The sequence below is a fragment of the Acinetobacter sp. C26M genome, from assembly GCF_023702675.1.
GTDB lineage: Bacteria > Pseudomonadota > Gammaproteobacteria > Pseudomonadales > Moraxellaceae > Acinetobacter.
In genome coordinates this window covers 3362228-3384107 of record NZ_CP098478.1, presented here as the reverse complement: position 1 = coordinate 3384107, position 21880 = coordinate 3362228, and the positions used below count along the sequence as shown (strand labels likewise).

The following is a 21880-nucleotide window of genomic DNA, read 5'->3' as shown; positions in this document are numbered from 1 at the left end:
ATGACAGTTGCAACTTCTCTTGCAGGCTTAGTGTTAGATGACAGCATTCGGTTAGAGCAGCAAGGTGGCATTTTAACGCTATGGCTAAATCGTCCTGAAAGCCGTAATGCCATGAGTTTAAAAATGGTCACTGCCATTCAACAGGTGTTTAGCCAGATAGTTGATGATCTATCCATTCGTGCAGTGATTTTACGCGGTCAAGGCGGGCATTTCTGTGCTGGTGGTGATATCAAGGATATGGCGGGATTAAGAGTTGAAGCAGCCAATACAGATAGCTTACAGCCCTATGTCGATTTTAACCGTCGTTTTGGTGCCATGATTGAACAAGTCGATCAGGCTCCCCAAACCGTGGTTGTTGTTTTAGAAGGTGCTGTACTCGGTGGTGGTTTTGGTCTGGCCTGTGTGTCAGATATCGCGATTAGCCGTGATACAGCTCAGTTTGGCCTACCTGAAACAGGCTTAGGTATTTTGCCTGCACAGATTGCGCCTTTTGTGGTGAAGCGGATTGGTCTGACCCAAGCCCGTCGTTTGGCGTTATTGGGTTTACGTTTTGACGGCAAGACGGCTTTGGATTTGGGTGTTGTTCACCAAATTGCACAAGATGATATTGAGATTAAACAACAGCTTACAGAGATCATTCAGCAGATTAAACGTGCTGCACCATTGGCTTCCCGTACCACCAAAGCTTTATTGCATCGGACACTGAATGAGCCTTTAGAGCAGCTTCTGGATGATGCGGCACAACAGTTTGCTCAGGCTGTCGGTGGTGCAGAAGGACAAGAAGGCACCATGGCTTTTATTCAAAAACGTAATCCGAGTTGGTTTGACTGAAATTTCCCTAATCCCTGTTTAAAAAGAAGGGCGTTTATCCTTTAGATGGGGGGATGGGGAATTTAATAATAGAGATGAAACAATGAGTTTTTCAAAAGTCTTAGTGGCAAACCGTGGTGAAATTGCTGTTCGTGTGATGCAAACAGCCAAAGCAATGGGCTATCAAACGGTTGCGGTGTATTCAGATGCAGATGCCAATGCCCGTCATGTACAGCTTGCAGATGAAGCGGTTTATATCGGTGCATCTAAAGTTTCAGAATCCTATTTATCCATTGCCAATATTATTGCAGCCTGCAAAAAGACAGGTGCGGATGCTGTACATCCAGGTTATGGTTTCTTGTCTGAAAATACTGACTTTGCTCAGGCTTGTCTTGATCATGGCATCACTTTTATTGGGCCGACCGCTGCTGCCATCGAGCTAATGGGCAGTAAGCGTCTTTCTAAAATTGCCATGATCCAAGCAGGCGTACCGTGTGTGCCTGGTTATGAAGGCGATCAGCAAGACCTTGATTATCTAGCACAACAAGCTGAGAAGATTGGCTATCCTTTAATGGTCAAAGCTTCGGCAGGTGGTGGTGGGCGAGGCATGCGTCTAGTCCAAGATGCTACTGATGTATTAGAGGCATTAAAAACAGCACGTTCGGAAGCAGAAAATGCCTTTGGTTCGGGGGAGCTGATCTTAGAGAAAGCGGTGATTGCCCCAAGGCATGTCGAGATTCAGGTCTTTGGGGATACGCATGGTCATTATGTGTATTTATTTGAGCGGGATTGTTCGATCCAACGCCGTCATCAAAAGGTGGTCGAAGAAGCACCTTGTCCAGTGATGACACCTGAACTACGTCAGAAAATGGGTGAAGCAGCTGTTGCGGCAGCACAGGCGTGTGATTATGTGGGTGCAGGTACGGTCGAGTTTCTGCTGGATCAATCGGGTGAGTTCTATTTCTTGGAAATGAATACGCGTTTACAAGTCGAACATCCAGTCACAGAAATGATCACAGGCTTGGATTTGGTGGAATGGCAATTGCGTGTTGCCAATGGCGAAACCCTGCCTTTACAACAACATGAGTTGACCTTAAAGGGACATGCGATCGAAGTCCGTTTATATGCAGAAGATCCACGTCAGGACTTTCTGCCACAAACAGGCAAAGTACTGCGTTGGCAAGCAGCGGGTGCTGATGGCACTCTACAGAATGTCCGTATTGATCATGGCATGCTAGAACACGGTGAAATCAGTCCGTTCTATGATCCGATGGTGGCCAAAGTGATTGCCTATGGCAAGACCCGTCAGGATGCGATTCGCCTGCTTGCCAAAGCGGTTGATGATTGTGTATTGCTAGGTGTGAATAGCAATAAGCAGTTTCTTGTCAATTTATTGCGCCATCCGATCATTGTGGCTGGGGATACCAACACCGCATTTATTCAACAGCACTTCCAAGAGGATATCAGCCTGCACCAGCAAGTTTTGCCGCTTGAGACTTTAGCCGTGGCAGCAGCACTATTTACCCAGAAAAATCAGAAACAAGTGGCTTGGCAAACGGGTATAGGTATGCCGTTCCCGCTGAAACTGAAATATGCCGATCAGCAGATCTTGCTACATGTACAAAATGATCCGCAGCAGGTCAAAGTAGAGTTTTGTGATCAACAAGCGACAATCAAGATTGTAAGCATCAGTGATGTGCAGATTGTTTATAGCTGTGAGGGTGTTCGACGCAAGCTCGCCTATGTCTTTGATCAAGATCAGCTGTATTTAGATGTAGCTAATGGTAATGTGCTGATTGAAAATACTACCTATGCAGCACCAGAAGCGGCAGAGGTGGTAGGTGATGGTAAAATTCGTGCGCCAATGGACGGTGCGATTGTGAATTTGCTGGTCAATGTCGGAGATTCAGTAACAAAAGGACAAACCCTATTGGTGCTTGAGGCGATGAAGATTCAGCAACAAATCAAATCCGATGTCGATGGTGTTGTCGAGGAGTTGATTGGTCAAGTCGGGCAGCAGGTGAAAAAACGTCAATTGTTGTTGAACCTCAGCACGACTTGAAGGCAATACAAGAGATTAAAGAGCGAGGTGTTATGCCTCGCTTTTTAGTAAGTGCAGCACCGCATCTAAAGAATGCTCTGAGTTACCCTGTAATTCCTGTGTTGCAAACTCAGCTAAGGCTTGTTCATGTGCCAACAAATACTGGAGAAAATCCAGAGAGTTGGTATCTGCGTGTTGCTGCATCCGTTCAAAAGTTGCCATAAACGGTTGAGTACCCTGTTTAAGCAAATGCATGGACACTTTCCACGGCAGTTTGGCCATCGCAATGCCTGATGCCTTGGCTTGTAACTTAATATGCAAACGAATTGTGGCTGTTTGACCTTGTTGGGTTAAGAACTGCTGTAACTTGCGTAGGGTTTGGGTTTCCAGTTTGGCCAGCGTTTGCCATTTTTGTTGCTGCTCAATTGAGCGTGCATGTTTGGCTGCATTTAAAAAAATCAATTCACCCAATATTTCTGATTCAAGTGCGGTGTTGAGGTCTTGTTGATATTGTGGATAGTGCATTGCCGATTTCCTTCAATTTATGCGTCTTATTAATTTTTTCTAGCGAATGGCCACCGTATTTGTTTGAGATAAGTTTTCGGTAGCGCAGTCCTTAATCCGACTTGCCCAGCTTTTACGGATTTGCTTTCATAGTAATATGTCCCAAACAGATGATCCCAGATCATCCAGAATTCGCCAAAGTTTTTACGACCAAAACCATATTTATGATGCCAGCGATGGACTTCAGCAACCCCTAATAAATGTCTAAACACACCTACAGAATAATCCAGATTGGCATGCTGGAAAGCCAAATGAATTGCAGTTAATCCCATCCATGTCCCAATCAGATTGGCGGGTGCACCGATTAAGGTAATACAGATAATTCCAGGCGCCGCGAGTAGAATGGCACTTAATGGATGACGACGTTCACCATTGAGCCAGTATAATCGTTCAGAACTGTGATGAAGGGCGTGCAATTTCCATAGAAAGCGTTTTTGATGACTTAAGTAATGCATCAGCCATAATCCAAAATCAATGACTAGACCGACAATCAGTAATTGTAGCCAGATTGGTAGAGAGGCTGGCCAAAAGCTAGGAATATGAATCAGCTGCCGAAATAAGGTAATGCATTCAGCAGTCATAAAAATCATGATGATACTAAAACTGGCATGCAGAATATCAACAACCGTATCTTCATGATCGGTTAACCACGTTTGTTCATAAGGTTGAACCTGTTCAAGCAGGGCAACCGCTCCAATCGCAATGGCTGCGATTAAAGGCACATAAGGCCAATAGGCAAGTTCACCTGCTGCAACAGGTAATAAAAAAAACACGCTAAGCCCCATCAACAGGGGATAACAGGTATAGCGAATGAGATACTGGATTGGCTTAGGCATGGTGTATTGTTCCAAAAGAGTGAACAGTCACTATGCCTGTGGGGTTGCAGTATTGAATTGAACAAAACAGCTATTTAGTCAATAAAGAAAATTTGCCCCTGCATTTGGCTCAATTCAGATGGTCGAACTCCTAATAGCTCAACAAAAGTTCGTGTGAAATGTGCCTGATCAGCAAAATCAGCTTGATGAGCTGTATCTGTTAATGCGAGTCCTTTTTGCATTTGAGTTAATCCACAAATAAGGCGTAACCATTTGCGATAGCTGCGTAAAGGTAGTCCTGCCTGTTCACGAAACCAGTGTGAAAAACGACTTTCAGATAAACCTACAATTTTTGCTAGATATTGACGATCAGGAATATTGGCTTGCAAGATGCCCTGATAAAGCAATTCTAGAATATGTTCAATTTTCTGGGGATTACCATGGGGAGCCGAATTGCTCAGCTGTGTATTTTTTAAGAAATGGGCTAAGCCATGATTGAGAGGCATCTTAGAGCTAAAGCTGTGTTGCAATTGTTGTTGTAGATCGATTGATACTTCACATACCTGTGTAGGCACATGAAATTCTAGATTGAACTTGGCTGTGAGTGCATGACAGGTATCAATGTAAAGCGACAGATAGTCGCCAGTTATAAGTTGATGCTTTAGCTTGGCGGGAATGAATAAAGTCGGTGCTTGATAAAGTTGACCATCAGCAATCACTTGCACGGGTTGATCTGCATTCAATGATATGGTGATTTGATGCGCATAGTGGTGGTGAGGGTGATTATTTCCTGATTGTCCAAGAAAAGCGCCAATCCCCAAAGCAATTGCTGCTTGACCACTCCAACCAACGTTATCATTTTTTAAGCTGTTCATGCCAAATCATCATCTTAAAATGATTGAATGGCTTATTTAGCGGGAAGGAATGTTCTTTGTCAAATAAGTGAACGGATGATTTTCAAAGTAGCATTCTTATTTACAGCCGACACATTGTTTGCCTAAATGGTCGACTGATTCGTTATTGAAGGTTAGTAAAAGATCTTCAGCAATATCCATGTTGATGAGCAATTAAGAAAACATTTTTAAACGTAGACTTTCTAAACGGCTTTGATATTGCTTTTGCCATTCTTCATTTGAGAGTTGTGCTTTTAACGGCTCCATCTCCTGTTGTAACTGCTGTACGGCCTGTTGATATTGATTGACCTGTTGCTGCTGTTGAACTTCACGTTGTTCACGCTGTTGTACGTCTTGGCGTTGCTGCTCAGTCAGATAACGCTGTTGTAACATCTGTTTTAAGCGCTGTGTTTCAGCAGGGCTGTACTGTCCTTGATTAATTAAACCGAGTGCTTGTTCATAAAGCCCCATTTTATTTTCTTGTTGAGTTGCATCAGGGTACTGTTTTTGTAGCTGCTCAAATGCTTTTAAGCGTTGTTCAGCACTAAGTTTTTGATTCTGCGCTAAATCATTGTAGGCAAACCGATAATCTGCATAGCCTCGTTCTTGCCCAAAGCCCAGCATCGCTTCGGCTTGTCCCAAGGTTTGTTCTCTTAGCTTCCACACGGCATCAAAGCGTTCTTTTGGAGATAACGACGTCGATAACACCGTGTTTTGCATGCGTTGTTCATATTGCGGCATACGTTTTATTAGATTTTCCACCAAATGTGCAAAGTTTTGATCTGGGTAATTAGCTAAAGCTTTTGCTAAAGCGGCATTACAGTCGGATACAGGGCAGTTGGCTTTAAAATTATTGAGAAACTCGGTGATATTTCCAGGTTGCTGCTGTAACATTTTTAATTGCTTGAATAGCGAGTTTTGGAAAACTTCATCCTTGGTTTTGTTTGGCATGCCTTCATTACTCACCTGTGTTGATGAATCTTGAGATGATGCAGTGGATTTGGTGTGCTGAATTGCAGCGGAAGAGGCAGTGCTCTTCCAAACTACAATCCCAACCAAGACCACGACAACAATAATAATTGTTAGCAATAGTCTTTTATTCATACCGAATTCCGTTTATGGACCATAATTAAATTGCCCCATCACAGGGAAGTGATCAGAAAGATCCCAAGTCATATACAGTGGATCAGCTGTGGTACGTAAGATGCGAACATCGTTACGAGACTGAGTCGGTTGACGGTGGTTGTTTGAAGCCACGACATAATCTAGATATTCCACTGTTGCACCACCTGAACCTGCTGCTCCAGCCAACTTATTCACGCGTGGGTCAAAGGTAGATTCAGTATAGCCTGTGCTCGGTGCAGCTGTCGCATTCAGATTGGTCAACATGTCTTGATAATCTTGCGGCCATAACAGTTTATTGACATTGAAATCACCGCCCATGAGTACCGCATCAAAACTTGGAATATTTTGTTGATTCACCAATTGGCGAATTTGCTTGAACTGGACCTGACGCAATGCTCGTGCAGCATCGGTATCAAAAGAGGCTGTATGCGTAGAGGTAACGTGATAAGCCTTACCATTCTTAATGATTTCAGCGTACAACACGCCTTTATCCGCAAAACAATCCGTTCCGGTACAATCTGGATAAATCAATTGTGCTGTTTTGACGATTGGATAACGGCTCACAATCACCAATCCACTATCAAATAAGTTGTAGCCCGAACCCACTGGAATATGCGTTTGATATGGGTACTGTTGAGCCAGTTGATTTAGCATACCTGTACGTGATGAAGCAAAGGCTTCTTGCATCATAATCACATCATAACCGTTTAAATGATTCGGTAATTCAGCTAAGCGCTCGCTGATTTTACTAGCCACCATTGGCAGAGCATAAATATTATAAGTCAGTACTTTTAACTCATCGGCACTGGCTGAGACAGGCTCTTGAAGTGTGTTTTGATGAATAGTGTAGTGGAAATCATCATAACCACCAGTGTATTCAGCTTTCACCGCTGCTTGTGCAGATAAACCAGCATAAGTTGTGCTAATGCGGTGTACATCACGATCTGAATACCAAGGTGATGTTGTGGTCGCCGTTTGAATACCATGTTTAATATTGCTGCCCGACCAAGTTCCGGTCATGGTCTGTTTTAAAGTGACTTGTGAATTACCGCTGCTGAGAACGGTATCAAAGTTATAAGTTTTACCGGATTTGATCCCCGTATAACGGTTGATACGTAACACCCGTTTGGTTTCGTAGGGGGCTAGTTGAGTCGCTTCCTGCGCCCATTCATTGCCTTGCTGTAAGCTTGCCCCAGTTTGATTGACTTGTATTGATACAGTTTGTGGCGTGGTATTGGTCACGAACACGTAGGAATCAGCCAATGTATGTTGGGTAGAAAAACCACTGATTAAGAGCGCGACCCCTGCGCCTAGTTTTAAGCTCTTCAGCTTCATCTTTATCTCTCCATAGTGCTTAATAATGTTTGAACAAATACAACCGCTCATTATTAAAATTATTCATTTGTGAAAATTTTATGATGATTATTTGTTCGAAAATTATAATAATGAAAAAATATTGCTAAATCATTTAAATTAATGACCATTCATCTGATGTTTTTAAAAACAATATTTTATTCTAAATTTTTGACTTATTTAGGAGATTTTTAACAAATAGATGCAGTTAATTAGTGAAATTTAGAAATGAGAGTGATTCAGAAATGAAAATTGAAAAGTACAGTATTATTATAGACGTTATAAATGACAAAATCTGACAGACTTGCTAGGTCTGTCAGATTTTTGATGAGAAAAAGATTAAGCTTGGTCTGCGTCGACGATTGCACTGCTGGCTTGTTTTAAGCTATATAAAAGCTGTCCTAACAAGACATCTTTATTGCTTAGCGTTACCATCACCATCGGGTGATGTGGGGCTGGAATAGAGGTCAAAATCGCTTTGCCATTTTCAGCATCCAAAGTAATACTTTGACATCCCGTCAGCTGGATTTCATTAAGGAAAGCGGTGACCATGGCCAAGATTGAACTACTCACAGCCGCAAGTTTAGTGCTGTTATATGGGTTCTTCTTGTAAATCGAGGCCAACTCGAATCCATCGGTAGAGCAGAGCATAATATAATCCACCCCTCGGATGTTGGTTAAAACATCATTGGCCTGCGCTTTAGCAAATTGAATTAGCTCTTTGGGAGCAGTACGTTGCTGACTGGGAATACTGAACATAATTCTTCTCTTTATAAAGTAATTAATTTGTTGCTTTTAAATTGACTTCTAATGCTGCAATGAGCGATTCAATCATCAGCAAGATATGTTCTTGTTTACGTGCATCAATGAAAAATAAAGGATATTGATAGTCGTTTTGGATTAACCATTCACGATAAATAGTGGTCGGTTGTCCTTTATGTTCATCGACATGGGTAATGCCAATGGAAATATTTTTAGTATAGTCTTTGAAGGTATCCAAGTACCCTTCAAGTTCTTCGATTGGTACCTTACTGTTGTGATCCACCAGTAAAATTACCCCCAAAGCACCTTGGCAAATCACAGGCCAGATAAAATCAAAGCGGGATTGTCCAGGTGTGCCATATAAGCCAATTTTTACACCGTCATCTAATGTAATCTCGCCATAATCAATGCCAACGGTAGTTTGCATTTTATTATGGGCCTGACTATCTGTATTGAATGCTTCGGTTGCGAGGACAGGGATTTCTGAAAGCGATTTAATTGCTTCCGTTTTTCCTGCGCCCATGCTTCCTGCAAAAACAATTTTATATTGTTGGAGAATCATATCAATCCTTAAAGCCCAAAGCGGCGTCTAACCTTGCCGAAAAATTTATTTAAAAAGCCTTGTTGTTCAGTGGTTTGCTCAGAATTTTCTGTTCGTAAATAATGACTTTCTGAAGCTGGGATAATGCCGCCGTTGTCCGAAATAATGCAGGCAGCGATAAATTGTTGAACCGTTTGAATAGGGAGTTTTAATTGTGTTGCAACTTGATACAGCTGAGCTCCTTGTATGAAGCAAGCAGAAAGCAATAAGGCCGTTTTACGGTCAGTGCTTTGGGCTGGCTGAGGCCAATATTCAATTTTATAGTACTCATTTTCATTCGGGGCTAAGCGCTGGAACTCCAGCGAATGCCAAAATAAGTTCCATAACCAATCTTGCAAGTTATATTCAACTTTTCGAGAGACTTTCGTGAAGTTCGAAGTCGTAGCGAACTCATACTTAAAGCTATGATTGGTTTGTGTTTGTGTACGGGTTGGCTCTAACCAGGCAATTTGGCTACGGGTATCGATAATGGCCAAAGTCCCGTGATCATCAAATAAATGAAGACGGGCATTATCAGGATTTAACATATCGGTTAAATACTTTTCATTAATTGCATTGTGCGTAGAAACGGTTTCAGTCTTGGGTTGTTGTGCTTGTTGATAAGTGAGATAACTTAAAAGGCGAAGATGAATCCAGTCTTTTAATGCATCCGTATGTTGGAACGGTAAATAAAGTGTATTGTGTTCTTCTATATGGTGTGAGCCTTCTCCTTTTGAAACTTTTAAGCAGGGAAGTTGTTTTTGTTCTAAAATACGTTGAATGCCTTCAGTTTCAAAAAAATTTTCATTTATTAATAATAAGTCTATATTTGGATCGGCAATGTTGATCCAGTTAATGCCAAATTCATGAGGTATTGTTTTTCTAAGTTCTATTTTTAATTCATCTGAAACTTTTAAACTTATACCTGAAATTGCGATATTAATGCAATGTCCATTCATAGTATCACTTTAATATTTTGTAAAATATTGGACTGCACAAAATTAGTCTAATACTAAAGACTAATAATAGACCTCTTGTATATTTTATTATACTTTATAGTAAATAAAATATAAGGAATACACAAGAAGTCTAATATATTACATAAACTGAAATTTTGAATTAAGCGAAGTCTAATTCTTTTTCAAATGTTTTTAATTCATGGCGAGCCATCGCGAGGTTAGATTTAGTACGATCTAATACGAGATAGAGGAATAAATTGCCATTGCTTTCAAGTGGACGAATTAAGTGGTATGCCTTACCAAGTGTGATCAGGATATCTTCAATATCATCATTAAGTTTAAGTGAGTTTGCAACACGGCGTTTTGCTCGAACAACTTCGGTGTTACCCGCTGCTGCTAGTTCTAAGTCGATTGCGCCCCCACCTTGAGTTGCTAGCGCTAAACCACTTTCAGTGTCTACTAACGCTGCCGCAACGAATCCATCAATATTTGTTAAGCTTTCTAATGAAATTTTAGCCATGATTTTATCTCTACTAATTACATCTTTGTTTATGAATTTATATTCGCCACTTCTGTTTTATGATTAGTTTTCAAAAGCAGTTAATCTCATTATAGGAAACTCTTTTATTAAATCAATCATGCTTTAAAATAATTGAAATCACAGGAGTGCTAATAATTGACAATTTTTGTCAAATAAACAATTAAAAATATTAATTGAGGATAATAAATGGTTTTTATTGTGATTTTATTCACATTAATATAGGGATTTAAATGCACTCTTTGATTGTAAATAAATGTAAATAAATTTTTTTAATATGGGTAAATTGATATTTTAAATAAAATTAAATTAATGTTAAGTCTATGATAAAGAAAGCAATCGTACTTTCCTTATCATTTTAGAGGAGGATTAAACTGAAATGAGTTGGCAATATGAGCAATACAAAAAGATCAAAATGACCAATGCTACGAAAGGCGAAACTATATAGGCCCATGTTGGGATTTCTGGAGTTTCCACTTCAATAGCAGGCTCGTGGTCATGCGCAAGAGGTTGTGCCTGATGAACCATTTGATTAAATTCTTGCATAGTCGCTTCAAGCGATACTTCTTGCTGAATAACTGGCTTGGAGCCAAGTAATTCGGTGAGTTGATTGGTTGACCAAACCCAGTCTTCTGCTTGTCCAGATAAATGTTCAATCTGACCCAATAAAAGTTCTGTGAGTCCTGTCTGCCCAAAACTACCAGTCTGATCAAGCTGCTTCAATTCCGTTAATTGTAAGGCCAGAACATCTGAGAGGTTTTTTTCCAATTCAGTTGCTTTAAGGGTCGATTGGTTATGGGCTGAAGTAGTGAGATGGCGAGCAATCTCTTGAATATACAGTGGATCGGCTGTATGAACTTCTTGATAGAGTTTCTGCGGATTTTGTTTCCACAGACTAATGAGTTGTCCAAGAGCCAACACGTTTACTTCATCAATATATGTTTGTTTTTCTTTAGGAGAATATTGTCCAAAAAGTTGTGGTTTTTGAATTTTAATTTGTTCAGAAAAATATTGAACTAAGTCAAATGCCATCGTGACGATCCTCGCTTAATCTAAAATTCTTAGTGAAGGTTTCTTTTTCGTTGGTTCAGTTTCTTGCTTTGTTTCATTGATTGGTGCAGCTGTCGACTCTTCAATTTCTGCGTATTCAGAAGGATCGAAAAACAGGCCTTGACCATTTTCTCTTGCATAAATACCTAAGACAGCGCGAATCGGCACATAAATTTCTTTTGCAACGCCTCCGAAACGAGCAGAGAAGGTAATCGCCTCATTACTCATATGCAGCTGATGAATTGCATGAGGGGCAAGATTCAAGACAATCTGACCATCCTTCACAAATTGTAGGGGAACATCAGTATGGGGTTGCGTTGCATCAACCAATAAATAAGGAGTGAGTTGGTTATCGCAAATCCATTCATAAATGGCACGAGCAAGATATGGGCGTGTAGGCGTAAAAGTTATTTGCTCAGACATAATTGAAAAACTTATTAAATCGTAGAAATCAATTCATTGTAGCTGTTTTTTTCTTGAGCTGTCATCGATTTAATGAAAGATGGTCGGCTAAAGATACGATGGCAATACAAGAATATAGGTCGACAGTGTTGTGCAGGTAGTTCAATTCCCATACTTTTTAGACGTAAGAAGATTGGAGCGAGCATACAATCTAAGATTGAAAAGGTTTCTGACATAAAAAATGGAAAATGCTGAAATAAGGGGGTGAGCGAAATTAGGGTATCCCGAAGTTCTTTTTGTGCTTTTTGCTTTTGTTGCGGGTTTACCGTATCTGCATGTCTCAACATATGGTCGGCAAGTTTGAACCAATCTTGTTCAAAGCGCCAAATATATTGCCGTTGCTCGGCACGTGCCATTGGTGCATCAGCATAGAGCTTATTTTGGCGATATCGATCATCCAAATATTCTGCAATGACATTGGCTGAAAATAGTTTTAGGTTTTGCTCAATCAGCATCGGAAGCTGATTATAAGGATTAAGATCTGCTAGATCCTCATCTTCATGGTCTGTGATAATCAGTTGATATTTGATCTGTTTTTCAGCAAGTAAAAAACGAATCCAGTGTGAGCGGAAATCATCTGCATGACTATAAAGCGTAATGCCTTGAACAGGGGTTGGGGGATTTTCTAAAGACATAAGTCCAAAAAATTATGGTTGACTGTTTAGAATACTAAAATTAACGTTGGAAATCACTTAAAGCTGAACAATATGATTGTTACAGAATAGATTTATGATTCAATAAGTTCAAAGAGAGAAAAATAGTATGAAGCGATATTACTTTGCTGCGGTTTGTGCAGCATTATTACTCGGTGGTTGTACTAGCACGCCAACTATCTCGAATCAGGTGGATATTGCATCTGCAGATGAGGGTGGTGCGGCTACAGATGCTGCTATTGCGGCTGGTGCTGATCAGGATGATTCTCAATATGGCGGAATCAAAAAACAGTACGTGGTCAAAGGTTGTAAGGTGACAATTTATAATGATGGGCCAGTTCAGATGGTCAATGAGAAAACCGACCAACCGTGCAATGCACCGATTCCAAAAGATCATCAATTTTCCAAGACTACGAGAACTTATCAAGAAAATGGCTGCACCATTACTGAATCAATTGCTGCCGATGGTTTAGCTGATGCGGTGATGGACTGTTCTAAAAAGAACAAAAACAAATAACTGAAATTCAGAAATAAAAAAACCTCGGAAAATCCGAGGTTTTTTGTCCAATCCGTAAAACGATTAACGTTTAGAGAATTGAGGACGTTTACGAGCTTTACGTAAACCAAGTTTCTTACGTTCAACTTCACGAGCATCACGAGTAACGAAACCAGCTTGACGAAGAGCAGGTTTTAAAGTTTCGTCAGAAGCGATCAATGCACGAGTAATACCGTGACGGATAGCGCCTGCTTGACCACCAATACCACCACCTTTAACAGTGATGTAAAGGTCAAATTTTTCAGTAACTTCTAAAAGTTCTAAAGGCTGACGCACAACCATACGAGCAGTTTCACGACCGAAATATTGCTCAAGTGTACGGTTGTTAATTACGAGTTTACCTGTACCAGCTGATAAGAAAACACGTGCAGTTGCGGTCTTACGGCGACCTGTACCATAATTAGTAGCCATGTGCTGTATCCCTTAGATGTCCAAAACTTGTGGCTGTTGAGCAGTATGAGGATGCTCAGTACCAGCGTACACTTTCATTTTTTTGATCATTGCATAACCAAGAGGACCTTTTGGTAACATACCTTTAACAGCTTTTTCTAAAACTGCTTCAGGTTTGTGAGCAATTAACTTCTCGAAGTTAGTCTCACGGATACCACCAGGGAAACCAGTATGGCGATAATATTTCTTATCAAGTGATTTGTTACCAGTCACTTGAACGTGTTCAGCATTGATCACAACGATGTAGTCGCCAGTGTCAACGTGAGGAGTATAAGAAGTCTTGTGCTTACCGCGTAAACGACGAGCGATTTCAGTCGCAAGGCGACCTAAAGTTTTGCCAGAAGCATCAACAACATACCAGTCGTGTTGAACTTCAGCTGGCTTAGCGCTGAGAGTTTTCATTTAAACCACTACCTATTATAGTTGGTTTGGACGGTAAAATCTGTCCAAACAAAAGGAGACCGAATTCTACATGAGTTCGTAAAAGTACACAAGAAAAATTCGCCTGAGTCGTCATAAATTGCTGCAATGTGACTGATTTGGGAACTAATATGCGCTGAGCTGAATGATCTATTATTTATCTTGAGGGGGGACTAGATTTGCCCTATTATTTTTATAGCAAATATTTGAAATAAATAGAAGTATTTACCTCTTCTCTTGGGGAATTTGATGAAGTTGTCGTTTTCTACAAAAATTGTTGTAGTCACATTATTAATTGGCGTTTGTTCATCACAAACCAATGCACGACGACTTTATAAATGGGTAGATCAGACCAGCGTCACCAATTATTCAGAATTTCAGCCCAAAGAAGGTACTAGTCGTAAACTTGAAGTACTGGAGAGTCGTGGCAACGATCATGTTGACCCTGCGATGGCAGTGACGGCTGAGATGAAAGTGATTGAAATTCCTGTCGACCAAATGAATTTGCAAGGACAAGGTTCAAATTCAATGGCGCATCCTGTTCAGCAACCAGCGACACAAACGGTTGTGAAACAGGGTTCAATCGCGGCTCCTTATACGAGACCTACAAGTGCTGTAGTTGCAACAGCTGCTGTAGAAAAAAAAGAGTCTCAGGTCGCTCAAGTGCTTGAGAAGAAAGATGCTGCTGTGAATCCATTAGCAGAAAAAGCGGCAAGTACTGTTGCTGTGATTGAGAAAAAAGAAGAAGTGGCGGTAGTGCAGCCAGAGAAGAAAGTACAGCCAAAGATTAATCCATGGACACGAAAGGTTGAATTTGTGCCTTCAAATCTAGTTCCACAGAATTTACCGAAAGCGACAACAAATCCCGAAGTAAAGTGAATTATAAAAATGAAGGGCTATAGCTCGTTTTAGATTTTGGTTACACTAGATAGGAATCAAAAAAGACTGGCGATACCTATGCTCCCTTTATATGTCACTTCAGGCGAACCTGCAGGAATTGGCCCTGACATCTGTCTAAGTTTGGCAGAGCGTGTAGATGAGCGACCTATTGTTATTTTAGCTGATATGCAGATGTTGCAGCAGCGCGCAAATCTTTTAGGTATAGCTGTTGAGCTGATTGCTTATCAAGGGCAGACTGAATCCAGTTTGCAGGGGCAACTTTTTGTTGAACATGTGCCTTTAGCTAAGTCTGTTGTGTTGGGACAATTGGATTCAGCTAATGCCGCTTATGTATTAGAACAATTACGTCGTTCAGCTGATTATGCGATCTCTGGACAGAGTGTTGGTGTAGCAACTGCCCCAGTGCAGAAGTCGATTATCAACGAGGCTGGAATCGCATTTAGCGGACATACTGAATATTACCAAGAGTTCGCAGCTATTGATCGTGTGGTGATGATGCTGGCAACGAAAACATTACGGGTTGCCTTGGCAACGACCCATTTACCTTTACGTGATGTGCCTGATGCCATTACTAAAGAGCGCTTGCAGCAAGTCATTGATATTTTGATTCATGATTTAAAAACAAAATTTAAAATCACAGCTCCACGTATTTTGGTGTGTGGTTTGAATCCTCACGCAGGTGAAGATGGCTATTTAGGCCGAGAAGAAATTGAAGTGATCAATCCAGTGTTGGAAACCTACCGAACACAGGGGGTTGATATGAGTCTAAGTTTGCCAGCAGATACCTTATTTACCCCTGAAAATCTGAAGGATACAGATGCTGTTTTAGCGATGTATCACGATCAAGGCTTACCTGTGTTAAAATCACAAGGCTTTGGTGAAGCAGTAAACATTACATTAGGCTTACCATTTATTCGAACTTCTGTCGATCATGGTACAGCACTTTCTCTTGCAGGCACTAGACAAGCAAAAGCATCGAGCTTGCATGTTGCAGTGGATTTAGCACTTGATTTAGCAAGAATCTCCCCCAACCCCTCTTTATAAAAGAGGGGGGATTACGTTTCAAATATTGAGTATAAATGTATGTATCAAATTAATGCCCTAAACCCTAAAGATGAAGGGCATCAGGCTCGAAAACGTTTTGGTCAAAACTTTTTACATGATCAGCGTGTGATTGCCAAAATTGTACGCTCAGTGAATCCACGCACAGGCGAGAATATTGTTGAAATTGGGCCAGGTTTGGCTGCATTAACGTCACCATTGATTGGTGAATGTGATGCCTTAACTGTGGTTGAGCTGGATCGCGATTTGGCAGCAGGCCTACCGGGACGTGTACCACATCCTGAGCGCCTAACGATTATTGAAGCCGATGCTTTGAAATATGATTTCACTCAGCTGTTTCAAGACGGCCGTCCGCTGCGTGTGGTAGGAAACTTGCCATATAACATTTCTACGCCTTTGTTGTTCCATCTCTTGGAGTTTGGTGACAAAGTTAAAGACATGCATTTCATGTTGCAAAAAGAAGTCGTGGATCGTATTACTGCGACTCCAAATACCAAAGAATATGGTCGTTTATCGGTGATGATTCAGTATTACTGCAAGCCAACCTTCTTATTTGAAGTACCACCCGGATCGTTCAATCCACCACCGAAAGTCACATCGGCAGTGTTTCGTTTAGAACCTTATGAAACCAAGCCAATCGTGGCAAAGGATGAGAAAGCTTTGGCGCGTTTGGTTGGGCATGTCTTTACCCAGCGCCGTAAAACCTTACGTAATAGTTTAAAAGGCATGTTGGCTGAAGACGGCTTTGAAAAAGCAGGCGTTGATCCGATGGCTCGTCCAGAAACATTGAGCTTGGCTGATTTTGTCGCACTTTCTGATCAGATGGTGTCTTAATGTCTAAACGCTATAACTATGTCATTGGTGATGTGCAAGGTTGTTTCGAAGCACTGAAAGCGTTGCTGAAAGAAGTCCGCTTTGATCCTGATCAAGACTTTTTATGGTTTGCGGGTGATCTGGTTGCACGTGGTGAAAACTCGGTGGGTGCTTTACGCTTTATTAAAAAGCTGGCTGACCGTGGTGCTGCCGCAACGGTATTAGGTAATCATGACTTGACCTTGATTGCCTGCGCCCGTGGTTTTAAAAAGACCAAAGACAAAGATCATACTCAAGAAGTGATTGATGCCATTGATGGCGATGAGCTGATTGATTGGCTGCGTAAACAGCCGTTAAGCCTATCTCCAAATGCACAGACTTTGATTACCCATGCAGGTGTGCCGTGTATCTGGAATGCCGAACAAACTGTGGCATTGGCACAAGAAGTACAGCAGGTAGTGGGTCATGAGGATCTTTCGGTTTTAGATAGTTTTCTTGCCGAGATGTATGGTTCACAACCTGATCTATGGTCTGATGAGCTGACGGGTATGGCACGGTTACGCTGTATTACCAATTATCTCACGCGAATGCGTTTAACTGACGCAGTAGGGCGTTTGGAATTTGATTTTAAAGATGCGCTTGATGCACCAATGCCAGCAGGTTTCCAACCTTGGTTTGAGTTTGAAAGTCAGGCAGCACAAACCCATCAATTAATTTTTGGGCATTGGGCGGCTTTGCAGGGTAAGAGCATTAGTGCTCAAATTCAAAATGTCGATGGTGGCTGTGTTTGGGGGCAGCAACTGATGGCATTCCGTTTGGAAGATCAGCAGATTTTTGCGGTAGATAATCCGTTGGCTTGAACAGTCTGTGATATTTTTTAAATGCCCATTTTCATACTAAAATCGGGCATTTTTTATTTTAAGACTGTCAAAAAACTGTCATTTACTGATCATTAAAGTGTCAAATAATGTTTTTAAGCTGAAAGCATGAAAATAACGACACAAATGGATGGCGATATGCAGAGTACATACGCGACATCTCTATTCAAGCAAGAGTTTCCTGAAAATTTTAAATTTTACTTTAAAAGGAAACAACTCAAAAATAAACAAGATGAATTGACTGAGCTTCGTGATCTCGTTCGTCCTCGTCTCCGAATTGCCATTGTAACTGAAACATGGCCACCAGAAATCAATGGTGTGGCCTTGTCGATGATGCAATTGTGCCAAGGTTTGCAGCGACTAGGGCATAAAATTTTATTGGTACGACCAACCCAAAAAGCAGTCTGTACCGAATTTCATCCTGAACAAGAATGTCTGGTGATGTCACAACCGATTCCCAAATATCCAAGTATTCAGTTTGGTTGGCCGCAATATATTAAAGTATCCAAAGCCTTTGAAAAATTTGCTCCAGATGTGGTGCATATCGTTACTGAAGGGCCTTTGGGTTTAACTGCCTTACAAGCAGCAAAATCAAGAAAAATAGCAGTATCCAGTGGTTTCCATTCAGCCTTTCATGATTTTAGCCGCTTCTTTGACTTGGCGTTTTTAGTCAAGCCGATTCAACGTTATTTGACTTGGTTTCATAATAGTACTGATGTGACCTGTGTACCGAGTCAATATACCGAACAAGCTTTGCGTGGTTTCGGTGTGACTTGCCCATTGGTGGTGGTCGGACGTGGTGTGGATACTGAAAAATTCTCAGTCAAACATCGTTCACAACAACTGCGCCAACAATGGGGTGTCGATGCGAATACTCGGGTGATGTTGTATGTGGGGCGCTTATCGCCAGAAAAAGAAGTCGATGTGCTGATCAAGAGCTTTCATGCATTACAGGCGCAGCAGGGCAAAAATGTGAAGTTTGTGATTGTTGGGGATGGCCCAGATCGTGGTCGTCTAGGCAAAATGGCACAAACGGATGACATTATCTTTATGGGTAGTCTGAGTGGTCGAGAACTCTCAGCTGCTTATGCCAGTGCTGATGTATTTACCTTTGCCAGCCAAGCGGACACCTTCGGTAATGTGGTTTTAGAAGCGATTGCCAGTGGTTTGGCAGTAGTGGCCTATGATTATGTCTGCGCACACCAACATGTTCAACCCAATGTGACAGGCTGGCTGAGTCCACTGGGACAAACAGATCATTTCATTCAATCGATTTGCCAACTACCAGCACTACCACAATTAAGACAGATGGGTTTAGTAGCCAGTGAAAGTGTGCAGCAAAGCAGCTGGCAGTTTCCAGTACAACAATTAGAACAAGCACTATATCAAGTCGTGAGGAGTCTCCCATGACCACGACTTAAAGTATTCTCATAAGAGGAGAAAAAGTATGAATCTTCAAAATGCAAAAATAAAAATACTTGATTTAGATTTAAAAGGGTGTGTCTACCTTAATCATCTCTCCCATTCGCAGCGAGTCGCTTTATTTTTTAAAACGATCAGTCGTTTGGGGGATGGACCATTTTGGTATGTCATGTTGTTATCAGTCTGGGCAATGCAAGGTTTGGCATACGGGCTGCAAATTTTGTATGTGATTGCTGCGGGTTCCGTCGGAACCTTGATCTATAAATTTTTGAAAAATAAAACCACACGTCCAAGACCTTATCAGGTGCATCAAGTGATTGTCTTGGGCGAACGGGCACTCGATCATTTTAGTTTTCCATCAGGTCATACTTTACATGCAGTGATGGTGACCATCACTTTGGGTTATATTCAACCTCTACTATTGCTGTTAATGTTGCCATTCACCATTTTGGTTGCCTTGTCACGTATGGTCTTAGGTCTGCATTATCCGAGTGATGTGATTGTGGGTGCGATGATTGGTGCATCAGTTGCCAGTGCGATTATTTTGTTGGCACCCAGCTTTAATATCGCATTGTAATGTGTTTTATGCTGAATTTCGCAATAGAGCACTATCCCTTAAATTGCATGATTTGTTAAAGTACGCTCAATTACACATATTTATTTAGGTTGTCATATGGGCTTACGTTGGACAGATACGATTGATATTGCGATTGAACTCACCGAAGCACACCCAGATGTAGATCCACAATGGATTCGTTTTACCGATTTACATGCATGGGTTTGTGCTTTGCCTGACTTTAGTGATGACCCAAATAAGTCAACTGAAGGTTTGCTCGAAGCCATTCAAATGGCATGGCTAGATGAAGTTCGTTAAAAATTCGTCAGAAAACGCTTAAGTTTTGCATATTGAAGCTGATTATTAGCGATGACATCGGTATAATGCGGCAAATTTTTTAGTTTAAACCATAATAGGAGTCAATCATGGCGATTGAACGTACTTTATCTATCGTAAAACCAGATGCAGTTTCTAAAAACCACATCGGCGACATCTTTGCTCGTTTCGAAAAGTCAGGTTTGAAAATCGTTGCAACTAAAATGAAACACCTTTCTCAAGCTGATGCTGAAGGTTTCTATGCTGAGCACAAAGAACGTGGTTTCTTTGCTGACCTAGTTGCATTCATGACTTCTGGTCCAGTTGTTGTTTCAGTTCTTGAAGGCGAAAACGCAGTTCTTGCTCACCGCGAAATCTTAGGTGCGACTAACCCTAAAGAAGCTGCTCCTGGCACAATCCGCGCTGACTTCGCTGTAAGCATCGACGAAAATGCTGCTCACGGTTCTGACTCAGTTGCTTCTGCTGAGCGTGAAATTGCTTACTTCTTTGCTGATAACGAGATTTGCCCACGCACTCGTTAATCCAAAGTATTCAGGCCAGATAAGTGGTATACTACTTATCTGGTTTTTTATTTTTTATAGATTGCGTTGTGCGAATTATGCACAGCGGTTTTTAGCGCTGATATTGTTTAGGTAAATGTACATGAGTTCTGCAGTGGTCGTTTCATCAGAAAATTTGGATGAAAAACAACAGTCTGTTTCTATGCCTGTCGTTCATGCTGCCGAGAAAAAGGTAAATTTACTTGGCATGTCTCGAGCTGAATTAGAAAAATTCTTCGAAGATTTGGGTGAAAAAAAGTTTCGTGCAGGTCAGGTCATGAAATGGATTCATCAATATTTTGTGACTGATTTTGCTGAGATGAGCAATATCTCCGGCAAGTTACGCGAAAAATTAGAAAAAATTTGTGAAATTAAAGCCCCTGATGTGGTGCACCGCAACTACTCTAAAGATGGAACCCGTAAGTGGGTGTTCCGTGTTGGAGATGGTGAAGGTTCATTGGTTGAAACTGTTTTAATTCCTGCGGAAGATAAAACAGGTGCACGTAAGACCTTGTGTATTTCGTCACAAGTGGGCTGTGCATTGGATTGTTCATTCTGTTCGACGGGTAAACAAGGTTTCCAGCGTGATTTAACGCCAGCAGAAATTATTGGTCAATTGTGGATGGCAAACTATTCCTATATGGAAGATGTACCTGTCGCTGAACGTGAGCGTACTGTGACTAATGTGGTCATGATGGGTATGGGTGAGCCTTTACTCAACTATGATGCTGTACTGAGTTCAATGCAGTTAATGTTGGACGACTTCGCTTATGGCATGTCGAAGCGCCGTGTAACTTTATCAACATCTGGTGTTGTACCTAAGATCGATCAATTGGCGCAAGATATTGATGTCGCTTTGGCGATTTCTTTACACGCACCAAATGATGAGCTCCGTAATGAATTGGTCCCGATTAATAAAAAATATCCATTACAACAATTGATTGCAGCTTGCCAGCGCTATCTCGCAAAAGATGGCAATGAAAGTTCTCGTCGACATGTTACGATCGAATACGTGATGCTCGATGGTGTCAATGACAAACCTGAGCATGCGCAACAGTTATTAAAACTGTTAAAAAATCTACCGAGTAAGATCAATCTTATTCCATTTAACCCGTTCCCGCATGCGCCGTATGGTCGTTCGAGTCGTAACCGTATTATCGCTTTCCAAAAAACTTTGTCGGATGCCGGATTTGTGTGTACGATTCGTCAGACACGTGGTGATGATATTGATGCTGCGTGTGGACAGTTGGTAGGACAGGTTGCTGACCGTACCCGTCGTGCTGAACAATGGAAAAAGAAAGTGGCGCAACAACAAGAAATTTTGCGCACACAAGGATAATACT

General features: G+C 41.3%; 26 protein-coding genes. 12 read left to right on the top strand and 14 right to left on the bottom strand.

Going from position 1 to position 21880, the window contains the following annotated elements; all coding sequences use genetic code 11:
* Both NDN11_RS15510 and NDN11_RS15505 read left to right on the top strand, forming a co-directional pair.
* The gene (locus NDN11_RS15510) at nt 1-831 is read left to right on the top strand and encodes an enoyl-CoA hydratase/isomerase family protein (protein ID WP_251110145.1); all 831 of its coding nucleotides are present in this window, start codon (nt 1-3) and stop codon (nt 829-831) included.
* A gap of 82 nt (nt 832-913) precedes the next feature.
* Nucleotides 914-2872, top strand: coding sequence for an acetyl/propionyl/methylcrotonyl-CoA carboxylase subunit alpha (locus tag NDN11_RS15505; RefSeq protein ID WP_251110144.1), 1959 nt, complete (start codon nt 914-916; stop codon nt 2870-2872).
* Between the two features lie 30 nt (nt 2873-2902).
* On the opposite strand, the gene NDN11_RS15500 is transcribed toward NDN11_RS15505, so the two are convergent.
* From NDN11_RS15500 to NDN11_RS15445, 12 genes are all read right to left on the bottom strand, one after another.
* Complete coding sequence (locus tag NDN11_RS15500; RefSeq protein WP_251110143.1) at nt 2903-3376, bottom strand: hypothetical protein; 474 nt, start codon at nt 3374-3376, stop codon at nt 2903-2905.
* Between the two features lie 29 nt (nt 3377-3405).
* Nucleotides 3406-4251: a sterol desaturase family protein gene (locus NDN11_RS15495; RefSeq protein ID WP_251110142.1), complete on the bottom strand. Its 846-nt coding sequence runs from the start codon at nt 4249-4251 to the stop codon at nt 3406-3408.
* Nucleotides 4252-4325: 74 nt separating this feature from the next.
* A complete protein-coding gene (locus NDN11_RS15490) occupies nt 4326-5105 on the bottom strand; it encodes an AraC family transcriptional regulator (RefSeq protein WP_251110141.1) in 780 nt (259 codons plus the stop codon).
* Between the two features lie 192 nt (nt 5106-5297).
* Nucleotides 5298-6227, bottom strand: coding sequence for a lipase secretion chaperone (locus tag NDN11_RS15485; protein ID WP_251110140.1), 930 nt, complete (start codon nt 6225-6227; stop codon nt 5298-5300).
* Between the two features lie 12 nt (nt 6228-6239).
* The gene (locus NDN11_RS15480; protein WP_251110139.1) at nt 6240-7583 is read right to left on the bottom strand and encodes a sphingomyelin phosphodiesterase; all 1344 of its coding nucleotides are present in this window, start codon (nt 7581-7583) and stop codon (nt 6240-6242) included.
* 357 nt (nt 7584-7940) lie between these two features.
* Complete coding sequence (locus NDN11_RS15475; RefSeq protein WP_167250047.1) at nt 7941-8360, bottom strand: roadblock/LC7 domain-containing protein; 420 nt, start codon at nt 8358-8360, stop codon at nt 7941-7943.
* A gap of 22 nt (nt 8361-8382) precedes the next feature.
* Nucleotides 8383-8925 (bottom strand): GTP-binding protein, encoded by a 543-nt coding sequence (locus NDN11_RS15470; protein WP_167250046.1) that lies wholly within the window; start codon nt 8923-8925, stop codon nt 8383-8385.
* Between the two features lie 8 nt (nt 8926-8933).
* Nucleotides 8934-9902 (bottom strand): hypothetical protein, encoded by a 969-nt coding sequence (locus tag NDN11_RS15465; RefSeq protein WP_251110138.1) that lies wholly within the window; start codon nt 9900-9902, stop codon nt 8934-8936.
* A gap of 160 nt (nt 9903-10062) precedes the next feature.
* The gene (locus NDN11_RS15460) at nt 10063-10422 is read right to left on the bottom strand and encodes a roadblock/LC7 domain-containing protein (RefSeq protein ID WP_251110137.1); all 360 of its coding nucleotides are present in this window, start codon (nt 10420-10422) and stop codon (nt 10063-10065) included.
* Nucleotides 10423-10809: 387 nt separating this feature from the next.
* Entirely contained in the window at nt 10810-11472 is a 663-nt protein-coding gene (locus NDN11_RS15455; protein ID WP_251110136.1) for a hypothetical protein, read from the bottom strand.
* 15 nt (nt 11473-11487) lie between these two features.
* The gene (locus tag NDN11_RS15450) at nt 11488-11913 is read right to left on the bottom strand and encodes a ClpXP protease specificity-enhancing factor (protein WP_167250043.1); all 426 of its coding nucleotides are present in this window, start codon (nt 11911-11913) and stop codon (nt 11488-11490) included.
* A gap of 14 nt (nt 11914-11927) precedes the next feature.
* The gene (locus NDN11_RS15445) at nt 11928-12587 is read right to left on the bottom strand and encodes a glutathione S-transferase N-terminal domain-containing protein (RefSeq protein ID WP_167250042.1); all 660 of its coding nucleotides are present in this window, start codon (nt 12585-12587) and stop codon (nt 11928-11930) included.
* A gap of 127 nt (nt 12588-12714) precedes the next feature.
* On the opposite strand from NDN11_RS15445, the gene NDN11_RS15440 reads away from it, so the two are divergent.
* Nucleotides 12715-13122 (top strand): hypothetical protein, encoded by a 408-nt coding sequence (locus NDN11_RS15440; RefSeq protein WP_167250041.1) that lies wholly within the window; start codon nt 12715-12717, stop codon nt 13120-13122.
* Nucleotides 13123-13185: 63 nt separating this feature from the next.
* On the opposite strand, the gene rpsI is transcribed toward NDN11_RS15440, so the two are convergent.
* Nucleotides 13186-13572: a 30S ribosomal protein S9 gene (gene rpsI, locus NDN11_RS15435; protein WP_004652544.1), complete on the bottom strand. Its 387-nt coding sequence runs from the start codon at nt 13570-13572 to the stop codon at nt 13186-13188.
* Between the two features lie 12 nt (nt 13573-13584).
* Nucleotides 13585-14013, bottom strand: coding sequence for a 50S ribosomal protein L13 (gene rplM / locus NDN11_RS15430; protein ID WP_004652543.1), 429 nt, complete (start codon nt 14011-14013; stop codon nt 13585-13587).
* A 267-nt stretch (nt 14014-14280) separates the two neighbouring features.
* Between rplM and NDN11_RS15425 the strand changes: the two genes are divergently transcribed.
* The 9 genes from NDN11_RS15425 (at nt 14281) to rlmN (ending at nt 21876) form a co-directional block, all read left to right on the top strand.
* Nucleotides 14281-14910: a hypothetical protein gene (locus NDN11_RS15425; RefSeq protein WP_251110135.1), complete on the top strand. Its 630-nt coding sequence runs from the start codon at nt 14281-14283 to the stop codon at nt 14908-14910.
* 78 nt (nt 14911-14988) lie between these two features.
* Nucleotides 14989-15975 (top strand): 4-hydroxythreonine-4-phosphate dehydrogenase PdxA, encoded by a 987-nt coding sequence (gene pdxA / locus NDN11_RS15420; RefSeq protein WP_251110134.1) that lies wholly within the window; start codon nt 14989-14991, stop codon nt 15973-15975.
* 39 nt (nt 15976-16014) lie between these two features.
* A complete protein-coding gene (rsmA, locus tag NDN11_RS15415; RefSeq protein ID WP_167250037.1) occupies nt 16015-16827 on the top strand; it encodes a 16S rRNA (adenine(1518)-N(6)/adenine(1519)-N(6))-dimethyltransferase RsmA in 813 nt (270 codons plus the stop codon).
* Nucleotides 16827-17666: a symmetrical bis(5'-nucleosyl)-tetraphosphatase gene (locus NDN11_RS15410; RefSeq protein WP_251110133.1), complete on the top strand. Its 840-nt coding sequence runs from the start codon at nt 16827-16829 to the stop codon at nt 17664-17666. The genes rsmA and NDN11_RS15410 overlap by 1 nt, the downstream gene beginning before the upstream one ends.
* Nucleotides 17667-17822: 156 nt before the next feature.
* The gene (locus NDN11_RS15405) at nt 17823-19094 is read left to right on the top strand and encodes a glycosyltransferase family 4 protein (RefSeq protein ID WP_251111558.1); all 1272 of its coding nucleotides are present in this window, start codon (nt 17823-17825) and stop codon (nt 19092-19094) included.
* A 37-nt stretch (nt 19095-19131) separates the two neighbouring features.
* Nucleotides 19132-19683 (top strand): phosphatase PAP2 family protein, encoded by a 552-nt coding sequence (locus tag NDN11_RS15400; RefSeq protein WP_167250033.1) that lies wholly within the window; start codon nt 19132-19134, stop codon nt 19681-19683.
* 96 nt (nt 19684-19779) lie between these two features.
* Nucleotides 19780-19980, top strand: coding sequence for a Fe-S cluster assembly protein IscX (iscX, locus tag NDN11_RS15395; RefSeq protein ID WP_004652532.1), 201 nt, complete (start codon nt 19780-19782; stop codon nt 19978-19980).
* Nucleotides 19981-20087: 107 nt separating this feature from the next.
* Complete coding sequence (gene ndk / locus NDN11_RS15390; protein ID WP_004652531.1) at nt 20088-20519, top strand: nucleoside-diphosphate kinase; 432 nt, start codon at nt 20088-20090, stop codon at nt 20517-20519.
* A gap of 121 nt (nt 20520-20640) precedes the next feature.
* Nucleotides 20641-21876 (top strand): dual-specificity RNA methyltransferase RlmN, encoded by a 1236-nt coding sequence (gene rlmN, locus NDN11_RS15385; protein WP_251110132.1) that lies wholly within the window; start codon nt 20641-20643, stop codon nt 21874-21876.
* Nucleotides 21877-21880: the final 4 nt, after the last annotated feature.

What these genes read in the sequence shown, in the direction of transcription:
- NDN11_RS15510 (WP_251110145.1), top strand. Translation starts at nt 1, where the DNA reads ATGACAGTTGCAACTTCTCTTGCAGGCTTAGTGTTAGATGACAGCATT.
- NDN11_RS15505 (WP_251110144.1), top strand. Translation starts at nt 914, where the DNA reads ATGAGTTTTTCAAAAGTCTTAGTGGCAAACCGTGGTGAAATTGCTGTT.
- NDN11_RS15500 (WP_251110143.1), bottom strand. Translation starts at nt 3,376, where the DNA reads ATGCACTATCCACAATATCAACAAGACCTCAACACCGCACTTGAATCA.
- NDN11_RS15495 (WP_251110142.1), bottom strand. Translation starts at nt 4,251, where the DNA reads ATGCCTAAGCCAATCCAGTATCTCATTCGCTATACCTGTTATCCCCTG.
- NDN11_RS15490 (WP_251110141.1), bottom strand. Translation starts at nt 5,105, where the DNA reads ATGAACAGCTTAAAAAATGATAACGTTGGTTGGAGTGGTCAAGCAGCA.
- NDN11_RS15485 (WP_251110140.1), bottom strand. Translation starts at nt 6,227, where the DNA reads ATGAATAAAAGACTATTGCTAACAATTATTATTGTTGTCGTGGTCTTG.
- NDN11_RS15480 (WP_251110139.1), bottom strand. Translation starts at nt 7,583, where the DNA reads ATGAAGCTGAAGAGCTTAAAACTAGGCGCAGGGGTCGCGCTCTTAATC.
- NDN11_RS15475 (WP_167250047.1), bottom strand. Translation starts at nt 8,360, where the DNA reads ATGTTCAGTATTCCCAGTCAGCAACGTACTGCTCCCAAAGAGCTAATT.
- NDN11_RS15470 (WP_167250046.1), bottom strand. Translation starts at nt 8,925, where the DNA reads ATGATTCTCCAACAATATAAAATTGTTTTTGCAGGAAGCATGGGCGCA.
- NDN11_RS15465 (WP_251110138.1), bottom strand. Translation starts at nt 9,902, where the DNA reads ATGAATGGACATTGCATTAATATCGCAATTTCAGGTATAAGTTTAAAA.
- NDN11_RS15460 (WP_251110137.1), bottom strand. Translation starts at nt 10,422, where the DNA reads ATGGCTAAAATTTCATTAGAAAGCTTAACAAATATTGATGGATTCGTT.
- NDN11_RS15455 (WP_251110136.1), bottom strand. Translation starts at nt 11,472, where the DNA reads ATGGCATTTGACTTAGTTCAATATTTTTCTGAACAAATTAAAATTCAA.
- NDN11_RS15450 (WP_167250043.1), bottom strand. Translation starts at nt 11,913, where the DNA reads ATGTCTGAGCAAATAACTTTTACGCCTACACGCCCATATCTTGCTCGT.
- NDN11_RS15445 (WP_167250042.1), bottom strand. Translation starts at nt 12,587, where the DNA reads ATGTCTTTAGAAAATCCCCCAACCCCTGTTCAAGGCATTACGCTTTAT.
- NDN11_RS15440 (WP_167250041.1), top strand. Translation starts at nt 12,715, where the DNA reads ATGAAGCGATATTACTTTGCTGCGGTTTGTGCAGCATTATTACTCGGT.
- rpsI (WP_004652544.1), bottom strand. Translation starts at nt 13,572, where the DNA reads ATGGCTACTAATTATGGTACAGGTCGCCGTAAGACCGCAACTGCACGT.
- rplM (WP_004652543.1), bottom strand. Translation starts at nt 14,013, where the DNA reads ATGAAAACTCTCAGCGCTAAGCCAGCTGAAGTTCAACACGACTGGTAT.
- NDN11_RS15425 (WP_251110135.1), top strand. Translation starts at nt 14,281, where the DNA reads ATGAAGTTGTCGTTTTCTACAAAAATTGTTGTAGTCACATTATTAATT.
- pdxA (WP_251110134.1), top strand. Translation starts at nt 14,989, where the DNA reads ATGCTCCCTTTATATGTCACTTCAGGCGAACCTGCAGGAATTGGCCCT.
- rsmA (WP_167250037.1), top strand. Translation starts at nt 16,015, where the DNA reads ATGTATCAAATTAATGCCCTAAACCCTAAAGATGAAGGGCATCAGGCT.
- NDN11_RS15410 (WP_251110133.1), top strand. Translation starts at nt 16,827, where the DNA reads ATGTCTAAACGCTATAACTATGTCATTGGTGATGTGCAAGGTTGTTTC.
- NDN11_RS15405 (WP_251111558.1), top strand. Translation starts at nt 17,823, where the DNA reads ATGCAGAGTACATACGCGACATCTCTATTCAAGCAAGAGTTTCCTGAA.
- NDN11_RS15400 (WP_167250033.1), top strand. Translation starts at nt 19,132, where the DNA reads ATGAATCTTCAAAATGCAAAAATAAAAATACTTGATTTAGATTTAAAA.
- iscX (WP_004652532.1), top strand. Translation starts at nt 19,780, where the DNA reads ATGGGCTTACGTTGGACAGATACGATTGATATTGCGATTGAACTCACC.
- ndk (WP_004652531.1), top strand. Translation starts at nt 20,088, where the DNA reads ATGGCGATTGAACGTACTTTATCTATCGTAAAACCAGATGCAGTTTCT.
- rlmN (WP_251110132.1), top strand. Translation starts at nt 20,641, where the DNA reads ATGAGTTCTGCAGTGGTCGTTTCATCAGAAAATTTGGATGAAAAACAA.